General features: G+C 61.5%; 17 protein-coding genes and 1 tRNA gene. 7 read left to right on the top strand and 11 right to left on the bottom strand.

Features of this window, described 5'->3' with window-relative positions; all coding sequences use genetic code 11:
- Positions 1-5: 5 nt before the first annotated feature.
- Positions 6-926 (bottom strand): 1-phosphofructokinase, encoded by a 921-nt coding sequence (gene pfkB / locus AB4P90_RS04970; protein WP_072434169.1) that lies wholly within the window; start codon positions 924-926, stop codon positions 6-8.
- A complete protein-coding gene (gene ptsP, locus AB4P90_RS04965; RefSeq protein ID WP_395605705.1) occupies positions 927-3785 on the bottom strand; it encodes a phosphoenolpyruvate--protein phosphotransferase in 2859 nt (952 codons plus the stop codon).
- Positions 3786-4069: 284 nt separating this feature from the next.
- Here ptsP and cra point away from each other — a divergent pair, with 284 nt between their 5' ends.
- Both cra and AB4P90_RS04955 read left to right on the top strand, forming a co-directional pair.
- Positions 4070-5065, top strand: coding sequence for a catabolite repressor/activator (cra, locus tag AB4P90_RS04960; protein WP_014716882.1), 996 nt, complete (start codon positions 4070-4072; stop codon positions 5063-5065).
- Between the two features lie 2 nt (positions 5066-5067).
- Positions 5068-5844 (top strand): TatD family hydrolase, encoded by a 777-nt coding sequence (locus tag AB4P90_RS04955; RefSeq protein ID WP_014716881.1) that lies wholly within the window; start codon positions 5068-5070, stop codon positions 5842-5844.
- On the opposite strand, the gene AB4P90_RS04950 is transcribed toward AB4P90_RS04955, so the two are convergent.
- From AB4P90_RS04950 to AB4P90_RS04930, 5 genes are all read right to left on the bottom strand, one after another.
- Entirely contained in the window at positions 5791-6219 is a 429-nt protein-coding gene (locus tag AB4P90_RS04950) for a hypothetical protein (RefSeq protein ID WP_032903996.1), read from the bottom strand. The genes AB4P90_RS04955 and AB4P90_RS04950 overlap by 54 nt on opposite strands.
- Before the next feature lie 125 nt (positions 6220-6344).
- On the bottom strand, positions 6345-7049 hold the full coding sequence (locus AB4P90_RS04945) for a methyl-accepting chemotaxis protein (RefSeq protein WP_370694795.1): 705 nt from the start codon (positions 7047-7049) through the stop codon (positions 6345-6347).
- 1477 nt (positions 7050-8526) lie between these two features.
- A complete protein-coding gene (ampE, locus tag AB4P90_RS04940; protein ID WP_019816975.1) occupies positions 8527-9363 on the bottom strand; it encodes a regulatory signaling modulator protein AmpE in 837 nt (278 codons plus the stop codon).
- Entirely contained in the window at positions 9360-9923 is a 564-nt protein-coding gene (ampD, locus tag AB4P90_RS04935; protein WP_014716878.1) for a 1,6-anhydro-N-acetylmuramyl-L-alanine amidase AmpD, read from the bottom strand. Before ampD ends, ampE begins: the two co-directional genes overlap by 4 nt.
- Positions 9924-9984: 61 nt before the next feature.
- A complete protein-coding gene (locus tag AB4P90_RS04930) occupies positions 9985-12132 on the bottom strand; it encodes a DUF1631 domain-containing protein (protein ID WP_103451984.1) in 2148 nt (715 codons plus the stop codon).
- Between the two features lie 245 nt (positions 12133-12377).
- On the opposite strand from AB4P90_RS04930, the gene nadC reads away from it, so the two are divergent.
- Positions 12378-13226: a carboxylating nicotinate-nucleotide diphosphorylase gene (nadC, locus tag AB4P90_RS04925; RefSeq protein WP_014716876.1), complete on the top strand. Its 849-nt coding sequence runs from the start codon at positions 12378-12380 to the stop codon at positions 13224-13226.
- A 49-nt stretch (positions 13227-13275) separates the two neighbouring features.
- On the opposite strand, the gene AB4P90_RS04920 is transcribed toward nadC, so the two are convergent.
- The 3 genes from AB4P90_RS04920 to AB4P90_RS04910 all read right to left on the bottom strand — a co-directional run bounded on the left by AB4P90_RS04920 (position 13276) and on the right by AB4P90_RS04910 (position 14284).
- The gene (locus AB4P90_RS04920; protein WP_014716875.1) at positions 13276-13581 is read right to left on the bottom strand and encodes a DUF6388 family protein; all 306 of its coding nucleotides are present in this window, start codon (positions 13579-13581) and stop codon (positions 13276-13278) included.
- A gap of 149 nt (positions 13582-13730) precedes the next feature.
- Positions 13731-13806: transfer RNA gene (locus AB4P90_RS04915), tRNA-Thr, on the bottom strand.
- Between the two features lie 64 nt (positions 13807-13870).
- A complete protein-coding gene (locus tag AB4P90_RS04910) occupies positions 13871-14284 on the bottom strand; it encodes a pilin (RefSeq protein WP_014716874.1) in 414 nt (137 codons plus the stop codon).
- Between the two features lie 201 nt (positions 14285-14485).
- Here AB4P90_RS04910 and AB4P90_RS04905 point away from each other — a divergent pair, with 201 nt between their 5' ends.
- The 4 genes from AB4P90_RS04905 to yacG are packed head-to-tail and all read left to right on the top strand — an operon-like array spanning position 14486 to position 17374.
- On the top strand, positions 14486-15694 hold the full coding sequence (locus AB4P90_RS04905) for a type II secretion system F family protein (protein ID WP_201913632.1): 1209 nt from the start codon (positions 14486-14488) through the stop codon (positions 15692-15694).
- Complete coding sequence (locus AB4P90_RS04900) at positions 15691-16557, top strand: A24 family peptidase (protein WP_014716872.1); 867 nt, start codon at positions 15691-15693, stop codon at positions 16555-16557. The genes AB4P90_RS04905 and AB4P90_RS04900 overlap by 4 nt, the downstream gene beginning before the upstream one ends.
- Positions 16554-17177 (top strand): dephospho-CoA kinase, encoded by a 624-nt coding sequence (gene coaE, locus AB4P90_RS04895; RefSeq protein ID WP_032903992.1) that lies wholly within the window; start codon positions 16554-16556, stop codon positions 17175-17177. The genes AB4P90_RS04900 and coaE overlap by 4 nt, the downstream gene beginning before the upstream one ends.
- Positions 17174-17374, top strand: a complete 201-nt coding sequence (gene yacG, locus AB4P90_RS04890) for a DNA gyrase inhibitor YacG (RefSeq protein WP_003188437.1) — start codon at positions 17174-17176, stop codon at positions 17372-17374. Before coaE ends, yacG begins: the two co-directional genes overlap by 4 nt.
- Here the strand turns inward: yacG and AB4P90_RS04885 are convergent.
- Positions 17371-17586: a hypothetical protein gene (locus AB4P90_RS04885; protein ID WP_003171680.1), complete on the bottom strand. Its 216-nt coding sequence runs from the start codon at positions 17584-17586 to the stop codon at positions 17371-17373. The two genes, yacG and AB4P90_RS04885, sit on opposite strands and share 4 nt — an antisense overlap.
- Positions 17587-17602 lie beyond the last annotated feature (16 nt).

Raw genomic sequence — 17602 nt, 5'->3', positions numbered from 1 at the left:
CCCTCTTATTGTTCTGTCAGCGTGCGTACTTCGACGCCGCTTTCGAGATGCGCCAACTGCGCGTCATCGCTGATGCCAAAACCGATCTGTGTCACCGCCATCGCGGCAATCGCCGTGGCCCGGCGCAGGGTGTGCTCCGGCGTGTCGCCACTGAGCAAACCGTGGAGCATCCCGGCCAGCAGCGAGTCGCCGGCACCCACGGTACTGGCCACTGCCACCTTGGGCGGCGTGGCATGCAGCGCCGCACCCGGGCGGTACCAGGTCACACCTGCGGCCCCGTCGGAGACCACCACATGTTCGACGCCTTGCTGATGCAGGCGGCTGATGGCATCGGTGGCGTTACCCAAGGCCTCGGCCAACTCTTCGGTATTGGGTTTGACCAGCCACGGGCCAACCTCCAACCCCAGGCGCAGCGCTTCGCCGCTGGTGTCCAGGGCGACTTTCAACCCGAGGTCTTTCAACGCCTCCAGCAAACCTTTAAACCACTGCGGGCTGACGCCGCGCGGCAAGCTACCGGCCACCACAACCGCATCGAACTCCGGGCCAATGATCGCGACCATCTTGAGCAGCGCTTTTAGCGCCTCTTCAGTCACCAGCGGCCCCGGTGCATTGATGTCGGTGACACGCCCATCCTGTTCGGCAATCTTGATATTGCTCCGGGTTTCGCCGGGAACCCGGATGAAGGCATCGCCAAACCCACGGCGCTTGATCAGCGCATTGAAAGCCTGGGGGTTGGCGCTGCCGAGGAACCCGCCCACGCTGACGTAATGGCCCAGGTCAGCCAGCACTTGCGCCACATTCACGCCTTTGCCGGCCGCGTGGGTGAGCATCGCTTCACTGCGATTGACCTCACCGGGTTGCAGGTGCGCCAGACGTACCGTGAGGTCCAACGCCGGGTTCAGCGTCAGGGTCAGAATATTTGCCATCTACACGGCCTCCACTAGGGCACGCACTTCGGCGGGCGAACCCACCGCCAGTGCTTGTTGCGCCAGGCCCTGGGCCTCGCTCAGACTGAATTCACGCACCCGCGCCTTCACTTCAGGAATGCTGCGGGCCGACACGCTCAACTCATCGACGCCCAGGCCGACCAGCACCGGCACCGCCAGCGGGTCCGCCGCCAACTCGCCGCACACGCCTACCCATTTGCCGTGGGCATGGGCGGCGCGCACGGTGATGTCGATCAGTTGCAGGACTGCCGGATGCAAGCCATCGGCCTGGGCCGACAGGGTCGGGTGGCCGCGGTCGATGGCCAGGGTGTATTGGGTCAGGTCGTTGGTGCCGACGCTGAAGAAGTCGACTTCCTTGGCGAGGACCGGCGCCAGCAACGCGGCTGAGGGCACTTCGATCATGATCCCCAGTTGCAGGTCCGCCACCGGGATCTCCAGGCGCAGGCGCTCGGTCATGTCCCGGGCGGCGCGCCACTCATCCACGCTGCCGACCATGGGGAACATGATGCGCAGCGGGCGGTTATCCGCAGCACGCAGCAGTGCCCGCAGTTGCGCTTCCATGATCTGCGGGCGTTGCAACGTCAGGCGAATGCCGCGCACACCCAGGAAGGGGTTTTCCTCTTCGGCGATCGGCCAATAGGGCAAAGGCTTGTCGCCGCCCACATCCAGGGTGCGCACCACCAACGGGCGACCATTGAGGCCGTCGAGTACGCGACGGTATTCGGCCTCCTGGGTGGCCTCGTCCGGCGCCTGGGGGTGGGCCATGAAAATCAGTTCGGTGCGCAGCAGGCCAATGCCTTCGGCGCCCTGCTCCACGGCACTGGCCACCCCGGCGCTTTCGCCAATGTTGGCGAACACTTCCACGGCGTGTCCGTCGCGGGTCAGCGCCGGTTCATGGCGTTGGGCCGAAGCGGCTTGCAAGCGCTGCTCGCGGCTGTCGCGCTCCACGGTGGCCCGTTGCAGGGTGGCGGCGTCGGGGTCCACATGCAGGCGGCCGCGCTGGCCATCGAGCAACAGCGGCGTGCCCGCGTTGAGCAATAACACCGCAGCACCAGCGCCGACCAAGGCCGGAATGCCCAGGGCGCGGGCGACAATGGCGCTGTGAGCGGTGGCGCCGCCCCGGGCGGTGAGAATGCCGGCAACGCGGGCCGGGTCCAGGCGCGCCACGTCCGAAGGGCCGACCTCTTCCATCACCAGGATGTAGGGCTCGCTCGGTTCCTGCACGCTCTGGACGCCGCACAACTGGGCCAGCACGCGGCGGCCGATGTCACGCAAGTCGGCAGCACGCTCGGCCAGCAAGGCATCCTGCAAGGTTTCCTGTTGCTTGGCGGCGGCTTCGATCACGCTCATCCAGGCGGCTTCGGCGCTTTCGCCCTGCTTGAGGCGGGTGTCGACTTCGTCGGCCAGTTCCGGGTCGTCGAGCATTTCCTGGTGGGTGATGAAAATCTCGCGGATGGCCTTGGCCTGGCTACGCTCGATCAAGCCTTGGATATCCGTGCGCACGTCGCTCAAAGCGGTGTGCAGGCGCTGGCGTTCGGCGGCGGCGGATTCACCCCGTAGCGGGTAATCGAACACCTGCGGCACCTGGATATGGGCCGGGCCGATGGCGATACCCGGTGCGGCGGCAATGGCCTGGAGTTGGCTACCGCTCAGTGGCGCGCTGAGCACCGGTTCGATATCGACCTGTGCTGGCTGTGCGCTCACGGTGGGCAAGGGCTCGACCTCTTCGCCAAGGCCCTCTTGCACGGCGGCCAAGAGGGCGGGCAGTGCATCGCCGGCCACCGTCGGCTCGGCCACGAACTCCAGCACCTGACCACGACGTGCGCCGAGGCTGAGCAACTTGCTCAGGCTTTTGACCGACACGGCGCCCACCGCGCCATCGACGATGCGCACGCGGATATCGCCATTAAAACTTTTCGCCAATTGCGCCAGGATCTTGGCCGGGCGCGCGTGCAGGCCGTGGGCGTTGGCCAGGGTAATACGGGCGCTGGGCCAGTCCGGCGGCAGTTCACCGCCCAGCACTTCCAGCACCGCGCGGCTGCTGGTGGCGCGCCCCAACTCCTGGCCGCGCCCTTCAATGAGCAAGGCACACAGGCGTTCAAGCAGGGTCTGGTGCGCTTCACCGAGGCTCGCCAGGCAGAACAGGCCGTGCAGGGGCTGGCCGAGGTAACGCATGGGTTTGTCCGGCGTCACAAAGGCCAGGCCCGGACGCTTGACCGTCTGCTCGCTGTGCAACCACCACAGGCCATCGCCCAGGGGCAGCGCGTCGACCTGCTGCAATACGGCTGCAAAGCCATTGCTCACGCAGTCGGCCTGGCGTAGCAGGCGCGCACCGCGCCACACCAACTCTTCAAAATCATCGGCCGACACGCCCAGGCTGATCATCTGCGCATCCAGCGCCAGTTCCTGGGGCGCGCCTTGCAACAGTTTCAACAGCGCTTCGGCGCTGCCGGCACGGCGCAACGCCTGGCCCAGGTCGGTTTCGCCGAGGGCACGGGTGAGCAGTTGCAACAGGCGCAGGTGTTCATCGGATTTAGCCGCGATGCCAATCGCCAGGTAAACGATCTGGCCATCGCCCCAGTCCACCCCTTCGGGGAACTGCAGCAGGCGCACACCAGTGGAAAACACCTGGTCGCGGGTTTCTGGCGTGCCGTGGGGAATAGCGATGCCTTGGCCGAGAAAGGTCGAGCCTTGGGCTTCACGGGCTTGCAGGCCACTGAGATAACCTTCGGCAACCAGGCCATCGGCCACTAGTTTGTCAGCGAGCAGGTGCAAGGCAGCAGATTTATCCACAGCCACCTGGCCCATGGATATCTGCTCTACAGTGAGCTCAAGCATGCCGTTCTCCTAGTTAGTGCGACGGGCGCACTAGGTATTGTTGTAGGTAAATAGGTTCGAAATTAACTGACTGAGCGGTCAATTGGCAGTGGTCACTCAGTGGCGAACATCGTAAAAATACGCTTGCTGAAACGTTTAATCTAGAATTTATGGCAGATTACGCGTTAATTGCGCAAGCTTGAAGGGCCACTCGGCGCTTGCTGTGGGACATTGGTCGAATGCTGGAATCGGTTACGATTGGACAAAATGTCGGGGCGAGCGCCAAAAAACAAGGAAATCCCGGTTTGAAACTCAGTGATATCGCACGTCTGGCCGGTGTGTCCGTTACCACCGCCAGCTATGTCATCAACGGCAAGGCCGAACAGCAGCGCATCAGCAACGCAACCGTTGAGCGTGTGCGTGCCGTGGTCCAAGCCCATGGCTTTACCCCCAACCCTCAAGCCGCCGGGCTGCGCAGCCGGCATACGCGAACCTTGGGGTTCATCCTGCCAGACCTGGAAAACCCCAGCTACGCACGCATCGCCAAACTGCTGGAACAAGGGGCACGGGCGCGGGGCTATCAGTTGCTGATCGCCAGCTCCGATGATGAAGCGGACAGCGAACGCCAACTGCTGCAACTGTTCCGGGCGCGGCGTTGCGATGCGTTGTTCGTCGCCAGTTGCCTGCCAGCCAGCGATGACAGCTATCGCGAGCTGCAGGCCAAGGGGCTGCCGGTGATTGCCATCGACCGGGAGATGGAGCCGAACCAGTTCTGCTCCGTGGTCAGCGACGACCACCAGGCCTGCAGGCAACTCACCAGCAGCCTGCTGCAACCGTTGCCCAAGCAGATCGCACTGATTGGCGCGCGGCCCGAGCTGAGCATCAGCCAGGCACGTACCGCCGGTTTCCGTGATGCGCTGCAAGGCTTTACGGGCGAAGTGATTATCGAACAGGGCGAAGCCTTCAGTCGTGACTGCGGCCGAGAGCTGATGGAGCAACTGCTGCAACGCCTGGGGCATTTGCCGGACGCGCTGGTAACCACCTCCTACGTACTGCTGCAAGGCGTGTTTGATGCGCTGCATGACTTCCCCCTCAAGTCACGTCCCCTGCGCCTGGGCACCTTCGGCGATACCCAGTTGCTGGATTTCCTCCCGCTGCCGGTCAACGCCATGGCCCAGCAACATCAATTGATTGCCGAGACCGCCCTGCGCCTGGCCCTGGCCGCCATTGAAGAAGAACAGTACCAACCCGGCGTGCATGCGATTGGCCGGACTTTCAAGCAGCGTATCCACGAGGCCTGAGCGTGGAGCTGATCGACACCCACACGCACCTGGACTTCGAGGACTTCGACCAGGATCGCTCGCACGTCCTTGCCCACAGCCGTGAACTCGGCGTGCGGCGCCTGGTGGTGCTGGGGGTGTACCAGAAAAATTGGCAGCGGCTGTGGGACTTGGTGCAACAGGACGAAGGCTTGTTCGCCGCCTTCGGCTTGCACCCGGTGTATCTCGAGGAGCATCGCCCCGCCGACCTGCTGGAGCTGGGCGACTGGTTGACGCGCCTGCATGGCCACCGGCAACTGTGCGCCGTGGGCGAAATTGGCCTGGATTACTTTCTCGAACAGTTGGACCACCAGCGCCAGCAACAGTTATTTGAAGCCCAGCTGAAACTCGCGGTGGATTTCCAACTGCCGGCCTTGCTCCACGTTCGCCGCAGCCACGCCGCCGTGATTGCCACCCTCAAGCGCATCCGCGTGCCCAGAGGCGGCATCATCCACGCGTTCGCTGGCAGCGCTGAAGAGGCGCGCGAGTACATCAAGCTGGGGTTCAAACTGGGCCTGGGCGGCGCTGCCACCTGGCCCCAGGCGCTGCGCATGCACCGGGTACTGGCCCAGTTGCCTCTCGACGCCGTGGTGCTGGAAACCGATGCGCCGGATATGGCTCCGGCCATGTACCCCAACCAGCGCAATAGCCCGCAGCATCTGCCAGATATCTGCACGGCCCTGGCCGAGCGCATGGGTATCAGCCCTCTATTGCTCGCTGAGACGAGCACACGCAATGCGTGCGAGCTGTTCAACTGGTAGCGGACTGATCACCTGCAACTTCAAGATCATTGTCTGTCGATGCCGGGCATAGCGCACCACCAGCAAATGGATCAGCACGGCGACCAGCGAAACGTTCAGTTGCCCGATCACACTGAGCAGCCCCAACCATTCAGCGAACAAGGCCACCAGCAAGGTCGCGCATGTCAGCATGATCATGCTCGGCCGCACCAGCGCCCATTGGTCCAGGGCCCTGAACTGCCGCAACTGCTTGGCGCACCCCAACTGCAACCCCGAGTGGCAATACGTACAGTCAAAAGGCACATCAATGGCAATGGCATTCAGTTGCCAAGGCTTGAGTTCAAACGTCATGTCGCACTGGGCGCAATGCCCTTTGATACCGATTGCAGCGGCCATCGTCGTGTCTCCTCGTGACCGTGACGGATGAAATAAATTTTCACCTATTCACGCCGCGATAAAACACGCCCAGGCAAATCAAGACATCGGCCACAGGGTCGGTAGTCACATCCTTCAGAACCTCCCTACACCCGAAACGCACCAATCAATTGCTTCAACTCAACCACCTGGATTGCCAACTGCCGACTGGCCGCTTCCGTGTGCTGGGCGCCTTGCGCTGCATGCTCGCCAGCACGGTTGATTTCGACAATGTTCTGGTCGATGTCGTGGGCGACCGCCGTTTGCTGTTCCACGGCGGCGGCGATCTGCTGGTTCTGGTCGACGATCATCCCTACCGCTCCCAGGATATTTTCCAGGGCTTGCTGGACTTTTTCCGACTGCCCCACCGTGCCATTCGCCATCTCATGGCTGCTGCCCATGGCCTTCACCGCCGCGCCGACGCCGCTGTGCAAGCGGCTGATCATCTGCTCGATTTCCTCGGTTGAGTGCTGGGTGCGCCGAGCCAGAGTGCGCACTTCGTCGGCCACCACCGCAAACCCGCGCCCTTGGTCACCGGCGCGCGCGGCTTCGATGGCCGCGTTGAGCGCCAGCAGGTTGGTCTGCTCGGCAATGCTCTTGATCACTTCCAAAACGCTGCTGATGGACTGGCTGTCGGCTGCCAGCTGGTTGATCACCCGCACCGAATCGTCTATCTCCGCCGCCAGGCGTGCGATGCCGCCTTGCTGGGATTGCACCAGCGCACGCCCGCTGACCGTTTCATCATTGACGCTCTGGGCACTGCTGACCGCCGCCGCCGCGCTGCGCGCCACCTCTTGGGCGGTGGCGGACATCTGGTTCATCGCGGTCGCTACTTGTTCGATCTGGCTGCGCTGGCCGGACACCGCCTGGTTACTCTGTGCCGACACCGCCTGCACCTGGCCGGCCTGCAACTCCACCTGGCTGACCGTATGCCCAACGCGCTCGATCAGGTCATGAATCTTGGCCACGGTGCCATTGAACACCTGGCCCAGGTCGCCCAATTCGTCACGGCTTTGCGCAACGAAAGTGACGGTCATATCGCCCGTCGCCACTTTGTCCATCATCGCCCCCAGGCGGCGCAAGGTGGTGCGAGTGGAAACAAAGAAACCGGCATAGAGATAGAAAATCAGCGCAAACACCGTCGCCAGGGCCGTGACCAGCAACACCATGTGCAGACGGTTCTGCGCCAGGCGCTGCTGCAACTGCTGCCCGAGGAACGCCAGGGTGGCGTCATCCAATTGATAGGTCTTGGCCATTAGTTGGCTGACGCCGTCATAAAACCCCTGCCAAGGCGCGTCGAGGGTTTCGGCCATCACCACCTGCTCTTCGAAAAACTCACTGCCTTGCTTGAGGCTCGCCTGGCTGGCTTGCGCCGACACCTCGAGGGCGGCGTGCGCGGCCTTGCTGGCGCCCAGCGCGTCCTGCAGCTTCAGGCCATATTCACCATGGAGTTTTTCCAGCTGCTGCAGCAGTTCGTCAAAACGGGTACTGGAGGACGAATTGATAAAGCCCTGCCCCAGGGAGTACGCGCCCATCGCACGGCCTTCACCCAAGACCTGGGTGACCTGAGGGGTGACGGTGGTGACCAGGTCGCTGAGCTGGCGCAGATCACTTTGCGGATCACGGTTCAAGCCGGCCTGGCTGGCAATAATCTGGCTGAACATCTGGGCCTGGTTGAGTAACTTGCCGATCAACGCTGCTTTGTTGAGCAACGAGGTTTCCTGTTGCTGAGCCTTGAACGCAGCGATCAACTCATCGCGCTTACTGTCGAAGACGGCAACGTGCTCGGGCTGGGTCGCGATCGCGTGCAAGCCCTGCAAGCGCTCCACTACACTGGCTTCCAAGGCGCTGATCCTGGCCTCCAGGTCTGCCGCTTTGCCTGACTGGCCGAGGGTGGCGTTGATCTGTACCTGGTTGTTGAGGGTTTCCAACTCCCGACGCAACGCCAGACTGCTGCCGAGCAGGTCAAGGCTTTGCAGTTCGACGCGGGTGCCCTGGTATTCGCGCCACGAGTCGCGCACCAGGTAATAGTTGGTCGCCAGCATCGGCAGCAGGAACAGCACGCTGATCAGGCTGAACTTCATGCCGAAGCTCAGGCGGTTCATCAGCGCGACGGCGGGATAAAGCAAGCTCTTCACAGGTGACCTCCCCTTCTTTTATTTTTATTGAGGCGCAGGGCGACGGCAGATAGCCACTATTTGGCGCTCTATCTGTATAGCTCAATTCGAAAGGGAGTTTTGTAACGTAAGGTTAACGGCGGGAGTGATGGATGCACCCCGCCGCTATTACTCAGGGCAACACCGTCCAGATGGCAAACCCGGCATACCACAGCACTGCCGCACGTAGCAGCAGCTCCCACAGGCGATCCAGGCTGTTGATGCCATCGGCCCCCACCACGGGGGGAGGAATTTCCGCGGCGGCCAGGCCGACTTTTTCCATCAGTTGGGCAGCGCTGATGTCCCAGCTCAGCAGTTCGTGGAGCATCACCCGGCTGACCCCGACGAAATTGCCCACCAAGGCAAAGCTGGCCGCCAGCAGGCGTACCGGCAACCAGTCAAACGCGTGGCGCAATTGCGTGGCGCGCTCGGCCACCAAGGGGTTCTGGCTGTTTTCGCTGACCAGCGCCAACAGGCGGTACGCCAGGGCGGCCACCGGGCCCAGCAGGAAATACCAGAAAATCACCGCGAAAAAGCTTTGATACGCCTGCCACAGCAGGTAGCCCTGAACACGCTCCAGCAGTTGCTCGCCACTGTCGGCGCCAAGCTTGAGGTCGCGTTCGGCCACATGCTCGGCCGCTTGCAGGTCACCGCGCCGCCAGGCATCGCGAAACGGCCCCAGCCCGGCCAATAGATCGCCACGGCCCAGGCTGTAGATAACCACCAGCAAGTGCACCGGCAATGCCAACAGGCCATAGGCCACTGGCTCCAGGACCAGCAACAGCAACGCCAGCAACGCCACCGGCAGCAGCACCAATACCAGCAGGATCAACCAGGGCCGCTTGCCCATGCGCGGGCTCGATTCCAGCTTGGCCAGCTCACGCAGCCATCCACCGTCACGCTGCAACCGCAGGCGCAAGGCCGAGAACTTCTCGATCCATACCGCCAGCACCAACACCAGGAAACTCATCGTTCGTGTCCTCCATCCTGCAGGGCGCTGCGAAAGCGCATCCAATCAAAAGCGGGGCCCGGGTCGGTCTTGCGACCCGGAGCGATGTCGCTGTGACCACAAATACGTTGATGGGTGATCGCGGGGTAAGCGGCCAACAGTTGGCGTGCCAGGTCGATCAACGCCGCATACTGGGCATCGGTGAACGGTAGGTCATCCGTACCTTCCAGCTCGATTCCCAGAGAAAAATCGTTGCAGATCTCGCGCCCCTCAAAGACGGAAATACCGGCATGCCAGGCCCGGTCACGGCACGAAACAAATTGCGTCACAGTGCCGTCACGTTCAATCAGAAAATGCGCAGACACCCGTAGGCTGGCAATCCCTTCAAAGTAGGGATGTTCTGAGATATCCAGGCGGTTCTGGAAAAACTCCTGCACCTTACCGGTGTTGAACTGCGCCGGAGGCAAACTGATGTTATGCACCACCAACAGCGAGATTTCGCCTTCAGGGCGCTCGTTGAAGTTGGGCGAAGGGCAATGACGAATGCCCTGGCACCAACCGCTGGCGGGGTCCAACTGCATACAGGCTCCTTGAGTGAGACGAGGTGTGACCAGTATGCCGCGTTCCACCCTGCGGTTGCGATCACTTGCCGCGATTGAGTTGCCGAAGGTCGCCCACTACGGCGGCCAGTGCACGTTCGAACAGCGGGCCATCATTCAAGGTATGCAGGGCGCCCTGCTTGAACGCCAAGGCTAACTGGCCCGCGCTTTTCTCCAGCACCTTAAGACCCGCTCGGCTGACAAAAATATAGGTATCGGCGGGCGGCATGATTGCGGTCAATTTGCAGCGCAGATTACCGGCTTCATTTTGCAGCAACGCTACCCAGTCACCGACGCGCAACTGCTGGGCCTTGAGCAGGTCGGGGTCATCAGGGGGCAGTGGTTCGTCGGCAGCCGGCGGGCCAGCCCACAGGGCAAAAGGCTCACGGACTTCAACCAGCGCCTCACTGTCGAGCGGCTCAACATGCATGGCCTGCAACCGCAGGAAGAACTCGCGGGTACTGAAAGGATCGAACGCCGCATCGGCCAACCCACTACGCAATGCCTTGAGCAGCCCGGGTAATTGCTCGAGCAAACGCCGGCCCGCTTCGGTGTCTTCACGCAGGCCGACGCTCCAGACCAATTCATCCAGGGTGCGCAGCGCCGTCTGCCACTGCAGCGAGTGTTCACCGTGCTTGAGAACGGCCACTAACAGCACCTGGCTCCAGGCCTGCTGTACAAATTGCAGCACCGATTGCGGCAAGGTTTCGCCCACGAGCCGTCGATTGAGCACGTGCGCCACACGCTGGCGCGCCACCTTGATATGCAGATGCTCTTGCTCGACGTCACGGGTATATCGCTCAAGGCGTTCGCTGCGCTTGCGCTCTTGGGCTATGAATTCGCTGAAGGTGGTGAGTAAATGGGAGAAAATCGTCGGGTCTTCGACGAACTCATTCAGCAAGCGCTGTACGAGTTGCTCGATACACAGGTAGAGGTTGTCCCGTGTGTGGTCATGGGGCGAACTCCAGCCGATGACGGCGCTCGCGATATCATTGAGCAAGCGCCGCGCGGGATGCTCCGCGCAACTGAACAGACTTTTGTCCAGCACCGCCACTTTCAGCAGCGGGATCTGCAAGCGAGCGATCAGCGCCTTGAAAGCGTCCGGCACACTGCTGTCATCGAGCATGAACTCGAACAGCATGGCGACCAGATTGATCACATCTTCGTCTGCTTCTTCTAACACCCGCGACTTGCCACTTTTGACACTGACCCGGGTGAGCAGCTGTTCCAGCTGGTTGCGCAGGTCGAAATCGTCCTCGCACTCCGGCTCCGGTACATATTGCTGCAGATGCGACAGCAGACGCAGCAGATCGCGGCTGACAACGGGTTGCGGTTCGGCGCTGGCTTCAAGGGTCGGGGCCACGCTGCCACGCACGGCTACCAGCAACTTCTGCAAGGCACTGAACGCTTGCTGGCCGCTTTTATCCAGCGGCGGGTCGGCCATCGCCTGGCCGGTGCAATGCTGGTGCTCCCGGGCCGCACGTCCGCCGGCTCGACGGGATGGGAGCGCCTTGAGCTCCGGCAATACGCCAGTGGCGATCAGTAATTGGTTGGCCTCGCCATACAACAAGTCTGCGTCACTGAGCACGTATTTCTCAAATAGCTTGAGCATGACCAGCTTGACGCGGATTTCCACCCCCAGGCTGCGCCCTGCTTGCAGGAAAAACTCGCACAACCGCGCCGGGCCCAATGGGTTTTCAGGATCGTCCAGGCGCCTGCCGAGCAATGCACTTACGCGCGCGTTCAACTGCCCCAGCGCCAAACCATCACGGTGATGCACCCGACCGAGCATCGCCTCCAGGGCCACGGCTTTTTCCACGTCATCGGCGCCGGTGCCGGGGACCTCCTCATAAGACACCACCGGCACCAGGTGTGCCCCGCTGCACCGGGCCTGGCCAAGGTTGGCGAACGCCACGAACAGCTGCTCCATGAACACGCGCTCGAAGTTCTTGCGCTTGAGGCGCAGGTCGCGCATGGCCTCGAAAAAAATATGATGGTCGACGGTGCTACGGGCCTTTTCGGCCATTTCGAACAGGGTGTCGTCGGCGTTATCGAACAGTTCCTGCAAGCCTTGCTGCAGCTGTTGCGCAGCCTTGTCACGCACCTGCAGCAACACCACCGGCAGGCGCGCGAGCGGCGATGGCGTGGCCTGCGCCCTGTTGATAGGCACCACCTTCCCGTCATTGTGCATCCTGGCCTCCTGAAACGGCGGTTTTGAGAGGTGGAGAGACGGAGCGCAGGCCCGGCAGGCACTGCAAATACCCGATCACCACCAAGACGTCAAAGCTATGACGCCAATTGCAAGGCGCGAGATTATCTTGCAAACGAGGGCAGTTGCGCCAGCACACTCTGACTTTGTGCGGTAAATGAGTGGCGAGCCTGGGTTAGAACGCACGCTGGCCCTATAATCGAGGCACTTTGTTTGTGGAGCCTGTTATGCCGAACCTCCGTCTTGCCGACCTCACCGCCGAAATCGAAGCCAACGTGCGCCGCGCACTGCTGGAAGACATCGGCAGTGGTGACATCACCGCACAGTTGATCCCGGCCGAACGGCTGGCCAAGGCCACGATCATTACCCGTGAGGCGGCTGTTATCGCCGGCACGGCGTGGGTGGACGCAGTGTTTCGTCAACTGGACCCTCGGGTTGCCGTGCACTGGCAGGTGGCTGATGGTGAACGGGTGAGCCCCAACCAGGCGTTGTTCCACCTTGAGGGCCCTGCCCGCTCGCTGCTCAGTGGTGAACGTTGCGCGTTGAATTTTCTGCAATTGCTGTCAGGGGTTGCCACCCGTGCGCAATTTTTGGCGGACTTTGTCGCCAGCACCCAGGTCAAGCTGCTGGATACCCGCAAGACATTGCCCGGCCTGCGTTTGGCGCAGAAGTATGCGGTGACCTGCGGCGGTTGCCACAACCACCGCATCGGGCTGTATGACGCATTCCTGATCAAGGAAAACCACATCGCCGCCTGCGGTGGTATTGCCCAAGCAATCACCGCCGCCCACAAGATCGCGCCGGGCAAGCCCGTGGAAATCGAAGTGGAAAACCTGGAGGAGTTGCGTGAAGCCCTGTCGGCGGGTGCCGACATCATCATGCTGGATGAACTGAGCCTGGACGACATGCGCGAAGCCGTGCGCCTGAACGCCGGCAAGGCCAAACTGGAAGCCAGCGGCGGGATCAATGAAACCACCTTGCTGCCTATCGCTGAAACCGGCGTGGACTACATCTCCATCGGTGCGATGACCAAGGATGTGAAGGCGGTGGACCTGTCGATGCGCCTCAGTATCTGAAAGATGCCGTAACTGTAGGAGCGAGCAAGCTCGCTCCTACAGGCTGCTTTTAAACTACAAGATTATTCATCTCGCAGTACTCTTCCCAATCGACACCCAGCACCTCGGCCGCCTCTTTGTGCAAGGCCAACCGCGCAGCTTCGAACTCTTGTGGTGTCGAGGTGTACTTGAGGGTCAGCTCCCAAGGCTGGTAGCCCTGACTCTCGGCCTCATCTTCGAATGCCCACTGAATCTGGTCGCGCTGATCGTCGGCACTCAGGTCCTTGATCTCTTCTTTAAGCTGCGGCGTGTCCTCAAGGTAGTGCTTGAGTGCTTGTTCGTGCCGAGCGGCCTGGGTCATTTCGGTCGTGGTCATATTGTTCTCTTAGATCGAGGAATGGGAATGCATCTGGGTCTTCAAGGTTGCGCAGTTACAAAAGAGCGGGCGCAAATGCCCGGCTCACCTGGCCTTCAGAACCATTCTGGGATCATCTGAAAACATTGCCGTTGAAACAGTGGTGCCTGTGGTGCCCGAGACAGGAATCGAACCTGCGACCTTCGCGTTACGAGTGCGCTGCTCTACCGGCTGAGCTACACGGGCGGTGGGCTAAAGCTAGCACTGCATTGGGCATGCAGCAACTTGCTCGCTCACCGCCCGGCGACTGTCACGCACCGTTGGCGCCGCAGCCCTTGGCAGCGTACTGCGGCTCTACCGTGGTGGCACAGCTCCAGCCGGTGGTGGCGCTGCGGGTCAAGGTGATGGTCTTGCCGAGCACGGGCGCGGGTGCATCGAGGATTTCACAACGCAGGGTGCCTGCGCCCGAGGCCACATCGCCTGTCACCTCGATCGCGCAGTTGGCGGTAGGGCTGGTGCCCCCGATGAGGGAAAGGGTCGGCGTGGTGCCCTGGTTGATGACGTCCTCATAGCCGGCCTTTAACGCGCTGATTTCAGCCAACCCCGCGGTGAACTTGGCCTTGGCCTGGTGCTTGGTGTACATGGGCAGGCCAATGGTGGCCAAAATGCCGATGATTGCCACGACGATCAATAACTCGATCAAGGTAAAACCTTTTTGACGCATCTCTTTCACTCTCCAGAATAGAACCATGACAAGGCACGTCCTGCGCCCCGTAGTGTGCAACGGCGCCAGTGTACTCATCCCCACGCAGTCCATCGCCTGCAAGACGCACAATCTGACATTTTATCGCCTAGCGCCAGCCTGCCCGAATCCGCCGCCTGACTAAGCTATAAATTCTTCACGACCTGGGTGCGTCAACCTCACATGAACGACACGTCGACAATTTATGCCTGGGAAGGCATCAACCGCAAAGGGCGCCGGGTGTCCGGGCAAATCGCCGGCCATAACCTTGCGCTGATCAAGCTGCAACTGCGCCAGCAAGGCATCTGCCCTGAGCGTGTGCGCAAGAAATCTTATGGTTTACACATCTTCAAGACGCGAATAACGCCTGCAGATATCGCCCTGTTCACTCGCCAGTTGGCCACCTTGCTCAAAGCCGGCATCCCACTGCTGCAAGCCTTCGACATCATCAGCGAAGGCGTCGAAAACCCACAGCTGCGCGAACTGGTCAAGGCGTTGAAACAGCATATTGCCAGCGGCCACCCGTTGGCCGCTGCCCTGCGTCAATATCCCCGCCATTTCGATGAGCTGTACTGCAATCTGGTGGCGGCTGGCGAAATGGCCGGCGCCCTGGAAACCCTGCTGGAGCGTGTGGCGATTCATTTGGAAAAAAGCCAACGGCTCAAAACCAGGATCAAGAAAGCCATGACCTACCCTTTCGCGGTACTGGTAATTGCCACAGGGGTGAGCACAGTGCTGTTGATCCATGTGGTGCCGCAATTCCAGAACTTGTTCGCCGGGGTCAACGGCCAATTGCCGGGGTTTACCCTGGGGGTCATCGCGCTGTCGGAACTGCTGCAACAGGCGTGGTGGATGCTGGGGCTGGGTGTGGGCGCGGCGCTGGTTGTGGGGCGCCACGCCTACCGTACTTACCCGGGGTTTCGCCATTGGTGGGCAGCAGGTTTGTTGAAAGTGCCCATGGCAGGCAAACTGCTGCACAAATCTGCGGTCGCCCGCTACGCTCGTACACTTTCCACCACCTTTGCGGCGGGCGTCCCTCTGGTACAGGCATTGGGTTCGGTGGCCGGCGCCGTCGGCAATGGCCCCTTCAAACAGGCAATCGAACGTATGCGCCACGATGTATCCACAGGCATGCAGTTGAATCAATCGATGCATAACAGCGGCCTGTTCCCAGGCATGGCGATCCAGATGACCGCAATCGGGGAAGAGTCCGGCACCCTGGACCGCATGCTGGAAAAAGTCGCGAACCACTACGAGTCAGACGTGGATACCTTGGTCGACAACCTCACCAGCCTGATGGAGCCGCTGATCATGGTCGTATTGGGAGGGATTGTCGGCGCGCTGGTAGTGGCCATGTACCTGCCGGTGTTCCAATTGGGGGCGGCATTTTGAGCCTGCTGCTGAGCGAACATCCCTGGGCGTTTGTTGGCCTGGCGCTGGTGTTGGGCCTGATCGTCGGCAGCTTCCTCAATGTGCTGGCGTGGCGCCTGCCCAAAATGCTCGAGCGGGAATGGCGTGCCCAGGCCCATGAGATTCTCGACTTGCCAGCCGAGCCCGGTGGGCCGGCCTATAACCTGATGCGTCCGAACTCCTGCTGCCCGCGCTGCAATCAACCGATTCGGCCTTGGGAAAATATCCCGGTGCTCAGCTACCTGTTGCTCCGGGGGCATTGTGCCCACTGCCGTGAGCCCATCGGCCTGCGTTACCCCCTCACCGAACTCGCGTGCGCGCTGATCTCAACCGCTGTCGCCTGGCACTTCGGCTTCGGCTGGCAAGCCGGCGCGGTGATGCTGTTGAGTTGGGGCTTGCTGGGCATGAGCCTGATTGATCTGGACCACCAACTGCTGCCGGATGTGCTGGTGCTGCCGCTGCTATGGCTGGGGCTGATCCTCAACAGTGCTGACCTGTTGACGCCACTGCCCGATGCAGTGTGGGGCGCGGTTATCGGCTACATGAGCTTGTGGTGCCTGTTCTGGCTGTTCAAGCTGGCCACCGGCAAAGACGGCATGGGCCATGGCGACTTCAAATTATTGGCCTTGCTGGGAGCCTGGGGCGGCTGGCAGATTCTGCCGATGACCCTGCTGATGGCCTCGCTGCTGGGCGTGCTTGCCGGGCTGATCCTGCTGCGTTTGCGTAAGGCTCAGGTGTCAGCGCCGATGCCGTTTGGCCCCTGCCTGGCAATTGCCGGCTGGATTGCATTGCTCTGGGGTGGTCAAATAACCGACTTCTATTTGCAGTCTGTCGGTTTCAGATGACCACTTCTGTTGCAACACCCTGGATTCTTGGGCTCACGGGCGGCATTGGCAGCGGCAAAAGTGCTGCGGCCGAGCACTTTATCAAGCTGGGCATCGACCTGGTGGATGCCGATCACGCCGCGCGCTGGGTGGTCGAGCCTGGCCGCCCGGCCCTGGCACGCATCGCCGAACACTTCGGCAGCGACGTGCTGCAAGCCGACGGCCAACTGGACCGTGCCGCGCTGCGCAAACTGATCTTTGAGGTCCCGCAAGAGCGCCTGTGGCTGGAAGCCTTGCTGCACCCGCTGATCGCCGAGGAAATTCGCAGCCACCTGGCACGCGCCCAATCGCCCTACGCGATCCTGGTGTCGCCGCTGCTGATCGAGTCCGGGCAGTACAGCATGACCCAGCGCATCCTGGTGATCGACGTGCCGCAATCACTGCAGATTCAGCGTACCCTGCAGCGCGACGGCATCAGCGAACAACAGGTGCAGGCGATTCTCAAGGCCCAGTCCAGCCGCGAAGACCGCCTGAACCATGCCGATGACGTGCTGGTCAACGATAAGGACCTCGCCTGGCTGCACGGCGAGGTCGAGCGACTGCACCACTTTTACCTTACTTTGCGTGGAGGCCGATCATGAGCCAACCCTTGACCGTCGACTGCCCAACCTGCGGTGCACCCGTGGAATGGAAAGCGACCAACCTCAACCGACCGTTCTGCTCGGACCGTTGCAAGCTTATAGACCTGGGCGCCTGGGCCGCTGAAGAACACAAGATTCCCGTGGCCCCTGACGCCGAAGATGAACTGTTTTCCGAAGACCTGCCGCCACGCCACTAAGGGCGCATAAAGGCATATTCCTGCTGGTCGTCGAGGTTCTCTGCAAGGTATTGCAACTCGTCGGCCAGGTCTTCAAAACTGCGTACACCCTTGCTTTGCTGCACGACCGCACTGAGCATGGCCCGCAAGGTCAAGCCGGGGTCAAAACCGATTTCCTGCGCTGCATCCTGGCTTCTGCGCAACTCCTGCCGTGCCCACTCGTACACACTCATTGTCCGTGCTCCTGAA

The organism is Pseudomonas sp. B16120 (assembly GCF_044218845.1).
GTDB classification, from domain to species: domain Bacteria; phylum Pseudomonadota; class Gammaproteobacteria; order Pseudomonadales; family Pseudomonadaceae; genus Aquipseudomonas; species Aquipseudomonas paracarnis.
The sequence above is the reverse complement of the archived record's forward strand: the minus strand, read 5'-3'. Positions and strand labels throughout refer to the sequence as shown.

Excerpts from the sequence above, each read along its gene's own strand:
- AB4P90_RS04885 (WP_003171680.1), bottom strand. The coding sequence starts at position 17,586 with ATGAGTGTGTACGAGTGGGCACGGCAGGAGTTGCGCAGAAGCCAGGAT.
- yacG (WP_003188437.1), top strand. The coding sequence starts at position 17,174 with ATGAGCCAACCCTTGACCGTCGACTGCCCAACCTGCGGTGCACCCGTG.
- ampD (WP_014716878.1), bottom strand. The coding sequence starts at position 9,923 with ATGCAGTTGGACCCCGCCAGCGGTTGGTGCCAGGGCATTCGTCATTGC.
- AB4P90_RS04920 (WP_014716875.1), bottom strand. The coding sequence starts at position 13,581 with ATGACCACGACCGAAATGACCCAGGCCGCTCGGCACGAACAAGCACTC.
- AB4P90_RS04910 (WP_014716874.1), bottom strand. The coding sequence starts at position 14,284 with ATGCGTCAAAAAGGTTTTACCTTGATCGAGTTATTGATCGTCGTGGCA.
- AB4P90_RS04930 (WP_103451984.1), bottom strand. The coding sequence starts at position 12,132 with ATGCACAATGACGGGAAGGTGGTGCCTATCAACAGGGCGCAGGCCACG.
- coaE (WP_032903992.1), top strand. The coding sequence starts at position 16,554 with ATGACCACTTCTGTTGCAACACCCTGGATTCTTGGGCTCACGGGCGGC.
- AB4P90_RS04945 (WP_370694795.1), bottom strand. The coding sequence starts at position 7,049 with ATGTCCGCCACCGCCCAAGAGGTGGCGCGCAGCGCGGCGGCGGCGGTC.
- AB4P90_RS04905 (WP_201913632.1), top strand. The coding sequence starts at position 14,486 with ATGAACGACACGTCGACAATTTATGCCTGGGAAGGCATCAACCGCAAA.
- ptsP (WP_395605705.1), bottom strand. The coding sequence starts at position 3,785 with ATGCTTGAGCTCACTGTAGAGCAGATATCCATGGGCCAGGTGGCTGTG.
- AB4P90_RS04950 (WP_032903996.1), bottom strand. The coding sequence starts at position 6,219 with ATGGCCGCTGCAATCGGTATCAAAGGGCATTGCGCCCAGTGCGACATG.
- pfkB (WP_072434169.1), bottom strand. The coding sequence starts at position 926 with ATGGCAAATATTCTGACCCTGACGCTGAACCCGGCGTTGGACCTCACG.
- nadC (WP_014716876.1), top strand. The coding sequence starts at position 12,378 with ATGCCGAACCTCCGTCTTGCCGACCTCACCGCCGAAATCGAAGCCAAC.
- ampE (WP_019816975.1), bottom strand. The coding sequence starts at position 9,363 with ATGAGTTTCCTGGTGTTGGTGCTGGCGGTATGGATCGAGAAGTTCTCG.